This window comes from Vibrio sp. 10N.222.49.A3 (assembly GCF_041475145.1).
In the GTDB taxonomy this organism is placed as follows: domain Bacteria; phylum Pseudomonadota; class Gammaproteobacteria; order Enterobacterales; family Vibrionaceae; genus Vibrio; species Vibrio tasmaniensis_A.
Window position 1 is genome coordinate 1 of the sequence record NZ_JBFRVM010000178.1, and the last position, 15,545, is coordinate 15,545.

At 42.2% G+C, this 15,545-nt stretch carries 18 protein-coding genes; 8 read left to right on the forward strand and 10 right to left on the reverse strand.

The genetic code is table 11. From position 1 onward, the window contains the following. Window positions 1-126: 126 nt before the first annotated feature. From AB4589_RS22025 to AB4589_RS22050, 6 genes are all read right to left on the reverse strand, one after another. Window positions 127-528: a SufE family protein gene (locus AB4589_RS22025; RefSeq protein ID WP_017101413.1), complete on the reverse strand. Its 402-nt coding sequence runs from the start codon at window positions 526-528 to the stop codon at window positions 127-129. Between the two features lie 3 nt (window positions 529-531). After that, window positions 532-1,764: a SufS family cysteine desulfurase gene (locus AB4589_RS22030; protein ID WP_371709181.1), complete on the reverse strand. Its 1,233-nt coding sequence runs from the start codon at window positions 1,762-1,764 to the stop codon at window positions 532-534. Further along, window positions 1,757-3,013, reverse strand: coding sequence for a Fe-S cluster assembly protein SufD (sufD, locus tag AB4589_RS22035; protein WP_372101684.1), 1,257 nt, complete (start codon window positions 3,011-3,013; stop codon window positions 1,757-1,759). The genes AB4589_RS22030 and sufD overlap by 8 nt, the downstream gene beginning before the upstream one ends. Beyond that, window positions 3,003-3,749 (reverse strand): Fe-S cluster assembly ATPase SufC, encoded by a 747-nt coding sequence (sufC, locus tag AB4589_RS22040; protein WP_102250204.1) that lies wholly within the window; start codon window positions 3,747-3,749, stop codon window positions 3,003-3,005. Before sufC ends, sufD begins: the two co-directional genes overlap by 11 nt. A gap of 1 nt (window position 3,750) precedes the next feature. Beyond that, a complete protein-coding gene (sufB, locus tag AB4589_RS22045; protein WP_372101688.1) occupies window positions 3,751-5,247 on the reverse strand; it encodes a Fe-S cluster assembly protein SufB in 1,497 nt (498 codons plus the stop codon). 71 nt (window positions 5,248-5,318) lie between these two features. After that, complete coding sequence (locus tag AB4589_RS22050; protein WP_009847125.1) at window positions 5,319-5,687, reverse strand: iron-sulfur cluster assembly accessory protein; 369 nt, start codon at window positions 5,685-5,687, stop codon at window positions 5,319-5,321. A 185-nt stretch (window positions 5,688-5,872) separates the two neighbouring features. Between AB4589_RS22050 and nrdH the strand changes: the two genes are divergently transcribed. Genes nrdH through nrdF form a run of 4 tightly spaced genes read left to right on the forward strand, consistent with a single transcriptional unit; the run spans window position 5,873 to window position 9,605 of the window. Beyond that, window positions 5,873-6,094, forward strand: a complete 222-nt coding sequence (gene nrdH, locus AB4589_RS22055) for a glutaredoxin-like protein NrdH (RefSeq protein WP_009847124.1) — start codon at window positions 5,873-5,875, stop codon at window positions 6,092-6,094. Beyond that, on the forward strand, window positions 6,094-6,492 hold the full coding sequence (nrdI, locus tag AB4589_RS22060; RefSeq protein WP_009847123.1) for a class Ib ribonucleoside-diphosphate reductase assembly flavoprotein NrdI: 399 nt from the start codon (window positions 6,094-6,096) through the stop codon (window positions 6,490-6,492). Before nrdH ends, nrdI begins: the two co-directional genes overlap by 1 nt. After that, a complete protein-coding gene (nrdE, locus tag AB4589_RS22065) occupies window positions 6,485-8,617 on the forward strand; it encodes a class 1b ribonucleoside-diphosphate reductase subunit alpha (RefSeq protein WP_372101685.1) in 2,133 nt (710 codons plus the stop codon). The genes nrdI and nrdE overlap by 8 nt, the downstream gene beginning before the upstream one ends. A 16-nt stretch (window positions 8,618-8,633) precedes the next feature. Continuing rightward, window positions 8,634-9,605, forward strand: a complete 972-nt coding sequence (nrdF, locus tag AB4589_RS22070; protein WP_371702680.1) for a class 1b ribonucleoside-diphosphate reductase subunit beta — start codon at window positions 8,634-8,636, stop codon at window positions 9,603-9,605. Window positions 9,606-9,699: 94 nt separating this feature from the next. Here the strand turns inward: nrdF and AB4589_RS22075 are convergent, their stop codons facing one another. Both AB4589_RS22075 and AB4589_RS22080 read right to left on the reverse strand, forming a co-directional pair. Continuing rightward, complete coding sequence (locus AB4589_RS22075; RefSeq protein ID WP_371709185.1) at window positions 9,700-10,119, reverse strand: BLUF domain-containing protein; 420 nt, start codon at window positions 10,117-10,119, stop codon at window positions 9,700-9,702. 209 nt (window positions 10,120-10,328) lie between these two features. Further along, window positions 10,329-10,520 carry a hypothetical protein gene (locus tag AB4589_RS22080; RefSeq protein ID WP_009847119.1) on the reverse strand — a complete coding sequence of 64 codons (192 nt, stop codon included), beginning with the start codon at window positions 10,518-10,520 and terminating at the stop codon, window positions 10,329-10,331. 494 nt (window positions 10,521-11,014) lie between these two features. On the opposite strand from AB4589_RS22080, the gene AB4589_RS22085 reads away from it, so the two are divergent. From AB4589_RS22085 to AB4589_RS22095, 3 genes are all read left to right on the forward strand, one after another. Continuing rightward, a complete protein-coding gene (locus AB4589_RS22085) occupies window positions 11,015-11,266 on the forward strand; it encodes a TIGR03643 family protein (RefSeq protein ID WP_102250209.1) in 252 nt (83 codons plus the stop codon). Between the two features lie 67 nt (window positions 11,267-11,333). Then, complete coding sequence (locus AB4589_RS22090) at window positions 11,334-11,729, forward strand: DUF3465 domain-containing protein (RefSeq protein ID WP_029222999.1); 396 nt, start codon at window positions 11,334-11,336, stop codon at window positions 11,727-11,729. Window positions 11,730-11,858: 129 nt separating this feature from the next. After that, window positions 11,859-12,149, forward strand: a complete 291-nt coding sequence (locus tag AB4589_RS22095; RefSeq protein ID WP_009847116.1) for a hypothetical protein — start codon at window positions 11,859-11,861, stop codon at window positions 12,147-12,149. Window positions 12,150-12,205: 56 nt separating this feature from the next. Here the strand turns inward: AB4589_RS22095 and AB4589_RS22100 are convergent, their stop codons facing one another. Together AB4589_RS22100 and AB4589_RS22105 are read right to left on the reverse strand one after the other, a co-directional pair. Next, a complete protein-coding gene (locus AB4589_RS22100; protein ID WP_372101686.1) occupies window positions 12,206-13,579 on the reverse strand; it encodes a cytochrome P450 in 1,374 nt (457 codons plus the stop codon). A 177-nt stretch (window positions 13,580-13,756) separates the two neighbouring features. Beyond that, window positions 13,757-14,731: an integron integrase gene (locus AB4589_RS22105; RefSeq protein WP_372101687.1), complete on the reverse strand. Its 975-nt coding sequence runs from the start codon at window positions 14,729-14,731 to the stop codon at window positions 13,757-13,759. Between the two features lie 240 nt (window positions 14,732-14,971). Here AB4589_RS22105 and AB4589_RS22110 point away from each other — a divergent pair, with 240 nt between their 5' ends. Further along, entirely contained in the window at window positions 14,972-15,523 is a 552-nt protein-coding gene (locus tag AB4589_RS22110; protein ID WP_017082418.1) for a hypothetical protein, read from the forward strand. Window positions 15,524-15,545 lie beyond the last annotated feature (22 nt).

Here is a 15,545-nt window from a genome sequence, read left to right on the forward strand (position 1 = left end):
TTCAGGTTCAAGCAATAATGCTTATCCGAACGGCATTACAACTTAGGTTGGGGCTTTTTTATGTTCGCTTTTTAGAAGAAGCAAAATGTCGTGATCTAATCATGCTGGGCTATTGTTTATTGAAGGTTAAACAGCCCGAGCGTGACACCGAATATGTTTTATTATGGCCTCTAAGCCTTGACTCCGACTGGCGCTAAGCTGAGATTTTAGGTCTAGCTGGCGGAACCAGTCTTTAATATCGAATTCTAGAACGCTCGCGGGTTGTTGGTTGTTATAGGCGATCAACACCAACGCCAGCAAACCTTTAACTAATGAAGAATCGCTGGTCGCTTGTATCGACATTTTATTCTGTTGACCGATGGAAAGATCTAGCCATACATTACTTTGGCAGCCTGCGATAAGATGTGTTTTATTCATCTTTGTCACAGGGAAGGGCTCTAATCGGTCCCCCAATTCTATCAAATACATATAACGTTCTTCCCAGTCAGCGCATCGCTCGAAGTTTTTCTGGAGCTTTTCAGGGGACATAAGCTACCTTAACAGTTGGTGGATTCGTTTTAGTGACTGGCACAAGGCATCTATGTCTTTGGGCCTTGTGTACATGCCAATCGATGCGCGACACAGCGAGTTCTGACCGAGTCGTTTTATAAGGGGCATTGCGCAGAGATGTCCGGTACGAATCGCAATACCATATCTATCTAAGAATGAACCCACATCAAAAGAGTGTTGGTTTTTCATATTAAAGGCCAAAACGCCGGTGCGGTTATCATCGTCGCCATAGAGCTCTATTGCTGGTACCTGTCTAATGCTCTCCACCAAATAATTCATTATATTTTTTTCATAGCCAGAGATCTCTTTGAAGCCGATAGCTTCAATGTAGTCTAGAGCGGCGCCTAAACCTAAAATGCCGGCAATATTCGGAGTACCTGCTTCGAACTTCCATGGCGCTTGGCCAAACGAGGTTCCCAAAGGCAGGGTCACTTGATCGATCATGGCTCCGCCGCCTTCCCATGGCACCATGTTGTCGAGATGTGTTTTTTTTGCATAAAGCACGCCGATGCCTGTCGGGCCATACAGTTTGTGCCCAGAGAAGGCGTAGAAATCACAATCGAGGTCCGTCACATTGACTTCATCGTGCATGACAGCTTGAGCACCGTCTACTAACACGGGAACTTTTGCTTTATGTGCAGCTTTGACTATCGTTTTAATTGGGTTTATGCGACCTAGAACATTCGATACGTGGCTAATCGCCAGCAGTTTTGTCTTTGTATTCATTAACGAAACAAGGTCGTTGGGATTCAAATAGCCATTTTTTGCCATTGGCCAAACACGAATGTCGACATTATAAATTTCAGAAAGCATCTGCCAGGGAACAAGGTTGGCGTGATGCTCCATTTCCGTCACGATGATTTCGTCACCCGCTTTTAACCTAGGGCGTAAATAGCTATTCGCAACGAGATTGATGGCCTCTGTCGTCCCTTTGGTGAAAACAATACTTTCTCGGGATTTAGCTGAAATGAACTGAGCAAGTTTTTCTCTTACTTGTTCCATTTCTTCGGTTGCTTTAGAGCTTAGGTAATGGACACCGCGATGAACACTCGCATAATCATGTTGATAAAACTGAGTCATGCGGTCGATAACGACTTGAGGGGTTTGGGCCGTTGCAGCACTGTCTAAATAGACCAAAGGCTTGTCGTAAACTTGAGTTCTTAGAGCTGGGAAGTCATTAAACCAAGGGCTTGTATTTTCGCTCGAATCAATCATTTGGACATCCTTTATTGAGTGACGCATTGATTTTATCTATCGCAGATTGTCTTAGGGCGGGGGGTTTAATTCTCTCGGTAACGCCAATGACAAACGCAGAGGTAATCATGTGCTCGGCTCGTTCTTTTGGGATACCTCTAGAGCGTAAGTAGTTGATTTGGTTTGGGTCGATTTGCCCTGTTGTTGCACCATGGCTGCATTTGACATCATCGGCATAAATCTCTAATTGAGGTTTAGAGTTTACTTGGGCGTCATCGCCTAGAATCAGACTGTGGGTGTCCATTTGCCCGTCTGTTTTTTGCGCAGCAGGGTCAACATAGATCATGCCGTCGAAAACAGACTTAGATTGGTTTCGAGCGATGGTTTTATGATTTTGTTCACTTTGGCAGTGAGGAGAGTTGTGCTTCAAATAGGTGCGAGTATCAAAAACTGCCTTACCTTGAGGTAGGGAAATACTGTCCATAGCGACAAAACCTTGTTCGCCAGTCAGTTCTGAACTTACTTGATGTCGTATCAATTGGCCGGAGTAGAGCAAGCAACAAGAGTAGGCGCTAGCATGCGCATTAACTATCAAATCGTTGTGACCGAAGTGATGTTGACTTAAGGCCTCTTCGACAATTTTAGTGTGATGATAGTGAGCACCACAACCAACGTGTTGTGTTAAGCGAGATAATGTTACGCCTCTACCACTACCTTGTGAAACATGGTGTTCGATGACGGTGACTTCCGCATGATCTGCGACTTCAATATGGCTTCTGTAGCTTGATACATCACCTTGTTTTTCGGAATTGATATGCAAAAGATAAATCGGTTTCGATACCTGCGTATTCGCTTCGACTTCGATTAATATGCCACTTGAAGCGGTAGCATCAGTAATATAGGTAAAAGCGTCTGGCTTTATTGAATGAGATAGCTCATCGATTTCAATTGGAGAGAGCGCGCAGATGGGAGTCACTCGAACTTTTGGAATCCAGTCGGAGTATCGAGTTAAAAAGAAGCCGTCGACGAAGACTAATCGATAAGCATCAATGTCTAAACTGAATTTGTTGTATGGCGTGTTAGCTGTCGACTGCTGTGGTGCGCTGCTTAGCTCTAGTTCGTTTAATCGGTCAAGAGACGTGTATTTCCAGTCCTCATGTTGAGGGGACGGTAGCTCGAGTCCAAGCAATTTAGACCATTGTTTTTTTTGCCACTCATGCGGTCGAACAAGGGTTTCAAATGAATCAAGCAATGAATGTTTATTGTTCATCAATGATCCACCCATAGCCTTTCTCTTCTAATTCTTGAGCTAACGTATGGTCACCAGATTTTACAATTTTCCCTTGGTACAACACGTGCACGAAATCTGGTTTGATGTAATTGAGGATACGTTGATAGTGCGTGACTAAAATGAAAGCTCGTTTTTCATTCTGTAGCGCGTTTACACCTTCAGAGACGGCTTTAAGAGCATCAATATCTAGACCGGAGTCGGTCTCGTCTAGTATACAAAGATCAGGTGAGAGCACCGCCATTTGTAGAATGTCATTGCGCTTTTTCTCTCCACCAGAGAATCCCTCATTGACAGAGCGTTGGAGTAAATTTTCCGGCATCTTCAACAATTGCGCTTTTTCTTCCAATAGATCTTCAAAGTCAAAACGATCGATCGGTTCTAAGCCTCGATATTCACGAACCTCGTTGAGAGCTGTATTTAGAAAGAGTTTGTTACTGACACCTGGAATTTCGACAGGGTACTGAAAGGCTAAAAATACCCCTTCACCGGCTCTTTCTTCTGGATCTAGCTCTGTAAGATCTTGACCTTTGAAAACAATCTCACCACTGACGACCTCGTAATCATCCTTGCCTGCCAGTGTGGCGGATAGGGTACTTTTTCCTGACCCATTCGGTCCCATAATTGCGTGAACTTCACCAGGTTTAACGGTTAGGTTAATACCTTTTAGGATAGTATTTTCTTCAACGCTAACATGTAAGTTTTTAATTTCTAACATTTTATCCCACACTATGCTCGAGGCTGATTGATAGAAGTTTCTGCGCTTCAACAGCGAATTCGAGTGGTAATTCTGAAAATACGTCTTTACAAAAACCATTGACGATCATGGATATCGCGTTGTCTTCACTGATCCCTCTTTGGGTGCAGTAAAACAGTTGATCTTGGCCAATTCGAGAGGTCGTCGCTTCGTGTTCAACGTGCGCAGACGGGTTTTTGACTTCGATATAAGGAAAAGTGTGAGCCCCACATTCAGCGCCGATTAACATTGAATCGCACTGAGTGAAGTTTCTCGCACCTTCTGCGTTAGGGGTGACCTTAACCAGCCCTCGGTAACTGTTCTGGCTTTTTCCTGCTGAAATCCCTTTTGAAATGATGGTAGAGCGAGAGTGTTTTCCTATATGAACCATCTTAGTGCCGGTATCGGCTTGTTGAACGCCATTCGTTAAAGCGACGGAGAAAAACTCACCAACAGAGTAGTCTCCTTTGAGAATTACGCTTGGGTACTTCCACGTTATCGCAGAACCTGTTTCTGATTGAGTCCAAGACATTTTGCTGTACTCGCCTTCGCAAACCGCACGTTTGGTTACAAAGTTGAGTATGCCGCCTTGTGAATCCTCTGCTCCTGAGAACCAGTTTTGCACTGTGGAATATTTAACTTCAGCACGCTTGTGAATGACGACTTCTACGACGGCGGCGTGAAGCTGATAGGTATCTCGCATCGGGGCAGAGCAACCTTCAATGTAGCTGACGTATGAGTCCTCATCAGCCACTAAAATTGTTCTTTCAAACTGGCCTGTTTTTGCTTGGTTTATTCGAAAGTAGGTAGAGAGTTCTCTTGGGCATCTCACACCTTTCGGGATGTAAACAAAAGTGCCGTCAGAGGCAACAGAGGCATTCAAAGCCGCAAAGAAGTTATCTTCTGGTGGAACAACGCTGCCTAGGTATTGCTGCACGAGTTCAGGGTATTCTTGGATAGCTTCGCTGAATGAACAGAAGATGATCCCGAGTTCTTTCAGTTCGTTTTGATAGGTAGTGGTGACGGAAACTGAATCGAAGATTGCATCGACAGCAATTTCTGAACCTTCTCTAACTGGAATCCCCAGTGTTTCAAAGGCTGTCTCGACTTCTTCGGTTAAAAATTCATTCGAGCCATCATCACTATCTTTGCCACAACTATCTTTGTCGCAACTAGAGCAACTTGGCGCGGAGTAGTAACTGTAATCTTGGTAATTTAGGTCTGGATAATCGGCTTTTAGCCAATGCGGTTCCTCTATTGTTCGCCATTTACGGAATGCTTTGAGACGAAACTCCAACATCCATTCGGGTTCGTTACGTTTTGCGGAGATTGCTCGAACGACTTGTTCGTTGATTCCCTTCGACAAAGTATCTGAAGATAACTCAGTGTAGAAACCTTCACGATAGTGACTGCTCTGCAGTAACTCTGTAACTTCAGGCTGCGTGTCAATTTCAGGTCGCGTTTCAGCGTCTGGTCGCATTTCAATTTTTGTTTGCGTTTCAACGTCAAGTAGCGTTTTAGCTTCAGACTGCGTTTCTAATGCGCACATGGTTAAACTCCAAAACTCTCGCCACATCCACAAAGGTTCTTCACTTTGGGATTATTGTATACAAAATTACTGTTTAAACCCTGACGCACAAAGTCGATCTCTGTGCCATCGATCATAGGTAGGGCTTTGAGTGCAATATAGAAAATGACGTCATGTGATTCGTACTTGATGTCGTCATCGGATGGCGAATCGATCAGCGCCACTTCATATGCAAACCCCGTACAGCCAGAGGACTTAACCGTGAGGTGGAAGTGCTTTTGCCCATGTGATAACTGGGAAATTCTGTTTGCGGCACTTTCACTTAACGTAACGCCTTGCCACTCCATATCATGTATGGATATGTCATTAGAACCGGAACTCGAAATACTCACCTTACTGCTCCATATTTGACTGGTGACAATAGATGATATTGATTATCATTTGCATATCAACCATGTATTGTCTATGGTCTTTAGGTCGGGGATCAATATGTTGACAAAACATAAATCCCAAATACTATATGTGCCATTATTTATTGATAATGATTATCATTAAGATTTAATTGAGGTTGTATAATATGGATGTCATCGTTTATTCCAAGCCACAGTGTGTGCAATGCACAGCAACGGTTAAGGCGTTACAGAGCAAAGGTATTGAGCATACAGTTGTTGATTTAACGTGCGACGAAATCGCAATGGAAAGAGTTCAATCAATGGGTTATCGACAAGCTCCCGTGGTTGTCGCCAATGACCGCCATTGGTCCGGTTTTAGACCTGACATGATCAGCGCGTTAGGTTAATGATTGTTTACTATTCTAGCGCCTCAGGGAATACGAAGCGGTTTGTTGAACAGCTAGGATTACCTGCGATCAGGCTTCCTACTGAGGCCAATGAAAGGACGCTAGAGATTGAGCAACCATTCGTACTCATATGCCCGACTTATGCTGATGGTGAGGGGCGAGGAGCTGTGCCTAACTCCGTTATAAGTCTTTTGAATAACCCGAATAATCGAGCATTGATTAAAGGTGTGATTGCATCGGGAAATCGAAACTTTGGAGCTCTTTTTGCTCGCGGAGGTGCCATTGTCGCTGAAAAATGCAATGTGCCGCTGTTGTATCGTTTCGAACTATCTGGAACCCAGAGCGATATTGATATCGTGACAAATGGGTTAGAACAATTTTGGAAACATCATGGATAACCACTTTGAGAACGAGTCCCTTGACTACCATGCTTTAAACGCAATGTTGAATCTACTTGATGAACAAGGGACGATTCAGTTTGAGGCAGACAAGCAAGCGGCTCGACAGTTTTTCTTACAACACGTTAATCAAAATACCGTTTTCTTTCATAATTTAGACGAGAAGATCGACTATTTGCTTAGAGAGGGATATTACGAGGCTCAAGTTATTGAGCAATATGATCGCAGTTTTCTTCATCAAATCTGGGCAAACGCCTATCAAGCCAAATTTCGATTCCGAACGTTCTTAGGTGCTTATAAGTTTTTTACTTCCTATGCATTGAAAACTCGTGATGGTAAGCGATATTTAGAAAGGTTCGAAGACCGAGTGGTTATGACTGCACTGTTACTGGCTCGTGGTGACTGTGAATTTGCACTGGCACTAATGGAAGAAATCATTCATCAGCGCTTTCAACCGGCTACGCCCACTTTTATTAACTCCGGCAAAAAGAGCCGTGGTGAATTGATCTCCTGCTTTTTGTTGAGAATTGAAGACAATATGGAGAGCATCGGTCGTGCGATTAACTCATCGTTGCAACTCTCACGTCGTGGCGGTGGTGTTGCTTTACTTCTGACGAATTTAAGAGAGCAAGGTGCGCCCATTAAGGGGATCTTAAATCAAAGTTCAGGTGTCGTCCCTGTGATGAAATTGCTTGAAGACAGTTTCTCGTATGCAAACCAATTGGGGTCTAGGCAAGGCGCGGGTGCTGTCTATCTTAATGTTCACCATCCAGACATCATGCAATTTCTTGATACGAAAAGAGAAAATGCCGATGAAAAAATCAGAATTAAGACCTTGAGCCTTGGTGTTGTCATTCCCGATATTACTCTGGAATTAGCCAAGCAAAACAAAGATATGTACTTGTTTTCTCCTCATGATGTTGAGCGAGTGTATGGCGTACCTTTCTCTGAAATTTGCGTGACGGAGAAGTACCATGAAATGGTGGATGACCCGAGGATCCGCAAAGGGAAAATGAGTGCAAGAGGGCTTTTCCAAACGCTTGCCGAGATCCAATTTGAGTCGGGCTATCCATACATTATGTTCGAAGATACGGTTAATCAGGCTAACCCCATTCAGGGGCGTGTAAATATGTCTAACTTGTGTTCTGAAATATTGCAGGTCAACGAGGCGTCAAATTATGATGATGACTTGAACTATAGTCATGTCGGGCGAGATATTTCGTGCAATTTAGGCTCGATCAACATTGCCAAAGCCTTGGATGGAGGTCGACTATCTCAAACCGTTGACACCGCAATTCGAGCATTAAATGCAGTGTCAGAGATGAGCGCAATCAACAGTGTGCCTTCGATAAGAAAGGGCAACGATGAAAGTCATGCTATTGGTTTAGGTCAGATGAACTTGCATGGTTTTTTGGCTCGAGAACGCATTCACTATGATTCATCAGAGGCCATTGATTTCACCAGCAGTTATTTTGCCTGTGTTTTATATCACTGTCTCGTGGCTTCCAATAAGTTGGCACAAGAGAAAAAGAGTACGTTCAAAGGGTTCGAAGATTCTAGTTACAGTGATGGGTCTTTCTTCGACAAATATTTGCAGCAGGATTTCTCGCCAAAATTGGATGTGGTTAAAGATTTGTTTAGCCGTTTAGATATACGAATACCCACCGTATCTGAGTGGAGCGAATTGAAACAACTTGTCATGAGCTCAGGGCTATACAACCGATACTTACAGGCCATTCCTCCTACAGGCTCAATTAGCTATATCAACGACTCTACCGCTTCTATTCATCCCGTTACCGCTAAAGTGGAGATAAGAAAAGAGGGTAAAATTGGGCGAGTTTACTTCCCTGCGCCGTATTTGAATAACTCCAATTTAGAGTACTTCCGTGATGCCTTTTCCATAGGCCCTAAGGCAATAATCGATGTCTATGCAGCGGCCACCGAACATGTTGATCAAGGCCTTTCATTAACTTTGTTTTTTGACGATGAGGTAACGACGAGAGATATCAACAAAGCTCAGATCTACGCATGGAAAAAGAAAATTAAAACGCTTTACTACATCCGAATGCGACAGAAAGCATTAGAAGGTACTCAAGTTGAAGGGTGCGTGTCGTGCTCACTGTAATAAAGGGATAAACGCAATGAAAAAGATGGAATCCGGCCCCGTTCAAGCGATTAACTGGAATCGTATGATTGATGGTAAAGATCTAGAGATTTGGAATCGCCTGACGGTTAATTTTTGGCTGCCTGAAAAGGTACCTTTATCCAATGATATTCAAACATGGAAGCAACTAACTGAAGAAGAGCAAACGCTAACGATTAGAGTTTTTACCGGTTTAACGTTACTCGACACGATTCAGAATACGGTGGGTGCGCCAGCCTTGATGGAAGATGCGAGAACGCCTCATGAAGAAGCGGTATTAACCAACATCGCGTTTATGGAGGCAGTTCATGCTCGTAGCTACTCTTCTGTATTCTCAACTTTGTGTACTACGCCGCAAATTGATGAAGCGTTTCGCTGGGCTGAAGAGAACCCTCTGTTACAGAAAAAAGCACAGATTATCCTCGACGATTATTTGGCTGAAGGCGACCCGCTAAAGAAAAAAGTGGCCAGTGTTTTTCTAGAGAGTTTCTTATTCTATTCTGGGTTTTATCTACCCATGCATTGGTCGAGTCGGGCAAAACTGACCAATACAGCGGATTTGATCCGTCTGATTATTCGTGATGAGGCGATTCATGGTTACTACATTGGATATAAATTCCAACTTGCTTACCAATCTCTTAATGAGGAAGAACAGGCGAGAGTTAAGGATGAAGCTTATTCATTAATGTTCTCTCTTTATGAAATCGAAACACAATATACCGAATCGCTTTATGATCCTGTTGGCTTAACTGAAGATGTTAAGCACTTCCTACATTATAACGCTAACAAAGCGTTGATGAATTTGGGGTTTGAAGCACTGTTCCCTGATGAACTCTGTCAGGTTAACCCAGCTATCATGGCCGCCCTATCGCCCAATGCTGACGAAAATCATGACTTCTTTTCTGGTTCAGGATCTTCTTATGTCATAGGTAAAGCTGTCGCTACTGAAGACGATGACTGGGACTTTTGAACAAATAGCCCGAGTATGAACTCGGGCTTGAAAGAGGATTACTTGCCCCTGAATCGACGTCATCGTTTTTTAAGGTTTGCCGTTTGAAAGTAGGTCACTTAGACGGCAAATTTTGCTTTAACTCTAAAAGCATTTTATAAGCACTTTCGCCAGACATTTCGTATGGGTTAAATTGCTCTGAAGTCGAAAACTGTAAGTTCAACAGTTCAGTCAAATTAGATTGCGGAATGTCTCCCATCGACCAATCTCCAAACTCTCGACAATCAACTTCTTTAAAATACAGTATGGTCACTCTCTCGTGTCGCTTATCGTTTAGGATGTGATTGTAGGTATGGTTTACCGCCTCCCTAGAGCCTTCAATGCATTGAAGAAAGTACTTTTGGTTATGACTGAGAAGCCCTGTTAGATGGCTCTGCCGGTTGTGGTCTCGTGAGATAGTGAGTATTTCATCCAGTGCTTTGGAATCACAACATTCGGAAAGTGTACTGACATAAATTAACCGAGTTAGGAACATAGGCATCATTTCGAATTTTTGTTCAAAGGGTATTAATAAATATAAGCCAAGCTCATGGAATTGCGAGTTATTGGCCTAATTGTCACTCGGTGGCTTTTGGAAGAGAGGATGGTGATGAAGTAGCAAAGGACAGCTAGCAAGATGCGCTAAAATGAGCCGAATGTTGTTCATTCAATCATTCTAGCGACCTGCTTGCATCGAGTCTCTCGTTAGTCGTTAAGAACCGAAATCGATTCGACGTTGGACGATGCATCGAATCGAACATTGACCAATACGCTTTCACGTTCGAAAGTCACATCATCAAAATCAGTGGCTGCGATCTTAAATCCATTCCTTGCGAATAAACTGGTCACTGTTGTTCGTTGTTTCTGTTCCATGGCGCTTGTCAGTAGTTCGTTCATTGTGATCTCCATTAAGTAACCGTGTGCATAGTGTAAGCGTACAGGGTCTACGTTATGAGTTCAATTGCTTAATCAATAAGCTGTGTTGATGAGTTCAATTGAATGATTTTGGCATTCCAAAATGTGATGAATAATAGGGTAGATGGTCGTATTACCTATGATAAGTATGGTGTAATGTGACCACCGTTCAGTATAATATTGGGATAGAAATTTATCTAAAAATTCAATGTAATAAGTGGTTACAAATCGAACTAGTGTGGTTTGTGGTTTTACGTTTTTTCGAAATTACTTTGTATTGGTTCAGGTTATTGCGATGTCGCATCTTCGGCATCCTGTTTTAATCTTTAGCCATAAACTGACATGATGACTTGATGGATTAGTAATTCTGCCGTTGCTTTTTGGATGTTGGGTTTTTTCAATTTAAGCGATAAGTCTTTGATCTAATGAGCAAGAAGGAACGTAATTCTGTTCATTTAATTGAAGATGAGCAGGTAATGATGTTATCTAAAGAGACTGAATCAAGAATTATTGAAATGGCGTGGGAAGACAGAACGCCGTTTGAAGCAATAGAACTGCAATTTGGTTTAAATGAATCAGAGGTGATTCTCTTGATGCGCAGTCGTTTGAAGCTTGGCAGTTTCAAGTTGTGGCGTACTCGCGTTTCTGGGCGCTCTACCAAGCACGTAAAACTTCGTAGGTCAGATGTATCTAGAGGTTATTGCCCAACTCAGTATAAGCATCGTTAAATTGATACTTACGTAGATTTGTAGCCTCAATGGGTATCTCTGTATGGAAAAGAAAGGAATAAAAGGAATGAAAAAGTTTATTACTCTATTTTTGGTATTGCTCTGCTTTGGTGTCAGCCATGTTCAGGCCAATGATGCGCGACTTAAGCAAGCTTACCAAAATCACCAAAGTGATGTTCAAGTACGTGGCTCGGGTCTAGTTTCACGATTGCTTCCAGACGATAATAAAGGCTCTCGACATCAGAAGTTTATCTTAAGGCTCGACAGCGGACAAACTTTGCTGGTGGCACATAATATTGATTTAGCTCCTCGTATTCAGGGATTGAGAAAGGGCGATAGAGTTGAATTTTATGGGGAGTATGAATGGAACAAGAAAGGTGGCGTGATGCACTGGACCCACAAAGATCCTCGGAATCACCATGCTCATGGCTGGCTAAAGCATAATGGGAAAATATACGAGTAGACGCACTTGGCATGGCATCTCTGCCATTAAAGAGTATCTATAGAGTGTTAGAGATAGGCGGTGGAAAGCATGTCTCTCACTGGGTTTTGTTGTAACTTGGTTTTTAGTGATTTAATAATTTGAGGCTTTATGATTGAAGTGAATTATTTAGTTCAAGTCGTGAGTATTCCTGATGATCTCATTGAAGCATCACAGAAAGCGGGTTCAGACTTGTATATGACCTACAAGCTTTATCAGCTGCTTGTACAGTCTAATCTTTTGTGGCGAGTTTGGTATATCGATGAATTTGGCAAAGTTTGGCTTGAAGTCAATTTGGTTAATGATGTGGGTGACCCAGAATTTCATACGATAGCTTTAGATCAAGGTACTTATCTGAAAATAGACACTGAATGCTATGAAGTGTTGGATGAGTTGAAATAGACGAAAAAGCCGATAGTTCGGCTTTATCATTGGCTCTCGATAGGTCTATTTGTAAGCTAACTTCGCTTGGTTATTTTTACATTAAACCCAACAGGAGACATCGTGAACGCAAACTGTTCAACCACAGCTTCAGGGGCTTGTTGTGGCTCGATGCTGAATGCTTTAAACAATGTATGAAAGGCGAGTTTAATTTCCATCATGGCCAATGAGCGTCCAGGGCATAGCCTTGCTCCTCCACCAAACGGCTGAAGGTTAGAGAAGGAAGCGCCATCTTTTTCTATCCAACGATTCGGGTTAAACGTGGTTGGGTCTTCAAATAAATCAGCATCAAAACCATTCGCATGTAGCATCACAAAAACAGGCGTGCCTTTTTTTACTTCGATGTCACCAATCTGAGTGTCTCGTGTGGGTTCCAAATAAAGTTGTGGCGCTACCGGTTTTAATCGCATCGCTTCATACATCACCGCTGTCATATAAGGTGTTCGAGGAAGCGGCCATTTTAAGACTTTTCTCTTCCCTAGGGCGTCAAGTTCATCTTGTAAGGCCAACTCACTACTGCGATTGCCGCTGACTAAGAATGCCATCCATGCCAGTGTATTCGCTGTGGTATCTTCACCTGCTAATAGAAGGGTAATAGCATTTGCAACAATATCTTGGTCAGTTAATGAGGAATCTTGTTCTTGTTCCAATAACATGATTTGCAGCATGTTCTCTGGTGAGTCTTTAAGGGCTGGTTCGTGAACCAGACGAGCGCGTTGTTTTTCAATACACCCATAAACGAAATGCCCTATGTCTTCCAAACTGGTATCAAACAGCTTGTCTTTTTTCTTTTTGAAAAAACGCCACAATGGAATTGGAGAACTACAGCGTTGATTTATTACCGGAAATACGTTTTGTAAGCTTTTACTTAGTGGCACAGTTGTTTGTTCTATAGAGTTAAAGTCTTCCCCGAACGCTAGCAGAGATGTTACATCAACCGTGTATTTTTTAAACTCTGCTACGAGTTCGACCACTTCTCCTGATTCCGCTAGCATTTCAAGGTGCTTTCCCAAACGCTCCGTAATCACACTTAGCTGAGGGTGAAAATTTTTCAGATGACCCGGCTGAAACATAGGTTCTGTTAATTTTCGTTGATGCTTCCAACGTTCCTCTTCAGCAGAGAATACGCCATTAAGACCGACTTCATCAAAGACACTCTCGATATTCTTTAGGCGGCGAAACTCCTCAGGTCGAGACTTTAGCACGGACTTGATTTGAGCTGCATCAGACAATACAAGTACATCTTTCATGCCTAGTTTTAAACGAAAATGAGCACCGTACTCTTTAATCCAACACAACATTTGCTGATGAACATTGGACTTTTTTAAATAGCTCACATGTCCTAAAACACCAGAAGTGGGTGGCATTGGTAGTTGCTCAATTCGCTTCATTTTCATTTCCTTATGTATATCATTGATGGCGCGTAACAATACTGAAGTTACGGCTAGAGCGATAAGTAAAAGTCAGCATCTAATTTAGCAAGTTTCATGGTTTGGTAAGTAAAGGTATGTAAGTGAGTGGTTAACCGCTAAGTTTACGAAACCTCGGAACCGGAGATTCCCCGACAATTACTTAACGAATATTTTTGATAGTGGACTAATTACGCCGTTGGCTCCTCTATCTATGATGTGAGTATATATTTGCGTTGTTTTTAGATCGGTATGTCCAAGCTGTTCTTGAACTGTTCTAATATCAGCACCGCTTTGAAGAAGGTGCGTCGCAAATGAATGCCTTAAAGTGTGGCAGGAAATGTTTTTCTCAATATCGGCTTTTTTGCTAGCTACCTTAATGTGTTTTTGTAGTGCTGTTGGATGAATATGATGCCTACGTAATTCACCTGTTCGTAAATCGGGTGCCAGACGAGCAGAAGGAAAAAGAAATTGCCAATTTAAGCTTCTTTCTGCACTCGGGTATTTTTTAGCTAGAGAGTCGGGCAGGTATACGCCAGAAAAAGCTTTATCATGTATATCTTGCTGATAGTATTCTGCGGATTTCTGTTGTTGCAACTGGATTGCAGGGAAAAGCTCGGGGGCTATTGTCACTATACGGTTCTTTCCTCCTTTTCCTTGCCACACTCGCACTGATTTGTAGTCATAGTCGATGTCTTGCATTCGTAAGCGTAGACACTCCATCAACCGTAGGCCTGACCCATACATTAATTGGTAAGGTAATTTGAAGTTAGGTGAGCAGTGGTTAAAGAACCTGCCAATTTCTTCTGGAGTCATAACCGTTGGCAACTTTCGGGATTTGTCTGAACGGCGAAACTGCATATCAAGTTCAATGGGTTCCTGAACGATTTCTTTGTATAAAAAGACTATCGCATTGAGGGCTAGGCTCTGCGTTTTCTGTGCTGACTTCCTATCAACAACTAAGTGCGTCAGGAAGTCTTCTACATGCCTTGAAGTCAAACTTCTGGGATGCTTTTTATTATGATAAAGAATGTACTGGTGAATCCAATAGATGTACGCCTGTGTAGTACGAAGAGCATAGTGTCTCCCCAACATATACTCTTGTATATAGGCTAGAAATGGTGATTTTTGCATTTTAATTTTAACTGGTTATATGTACATGAATTGCAGTTTGGCACATCAATTCATGCTATATAGAAAAAATCTGTATTTTGGGATTCAGGCAGATGCTTGTAGTGCTTAAGTTGCTGTTAGTTTTCATAAAAACGGGGTATGGTTAACTTCATCAAGATACTAGATAGAAAAATTCTATATTTAAATGCAGAATTTTTCTGTCTAAGAGCTGTTATATGCCATTGTAGTAATGAGGATTTTATGTCAGTTGAGTTATCGTCATCCTTTTCATCAGAGGATTGGCAAGAATTGAAAGATAGCCAAGATAAGGCTCAAATTATCACGGTTCTACGTCATCGTTATTCCGAGAGATATTTTGAACCATTCAAGAAAAATGAATCCAAGCACGGCTTCAGTATGATGGCAGTTTCGTGTTTAGTTATTGAATCTTTAATTTCATTAAAACGCGGATGGAAGAAAACTAATAAACCGGGGAAAGTGATCTTTGAAGAGTTCTTCTCCACATCGCAACATTTAACTGATTTTACTGGACTTGGCGCTGATTTTTATAAACACATTCGCTGCGGTATTCTGCACCAAGCAGAAACCACGGGAGGTTGGCGTATTCGCAGAGATTGCTCATTACCGCTTGTTTGTGCAGATACGAAAGTAATCCATGCAACAAAATTTCTAAACCAGTTAGAAAAGGAATTCGAAAATTTTCTAACTGAACTAGATGAACAAGAATTCACGTCACCTCCATGGAGCAAGGTTGTGAAGAAAATTGACCATATTGTGACTAATTGCGGCTAGGCATATAACTAATAAGGATTAA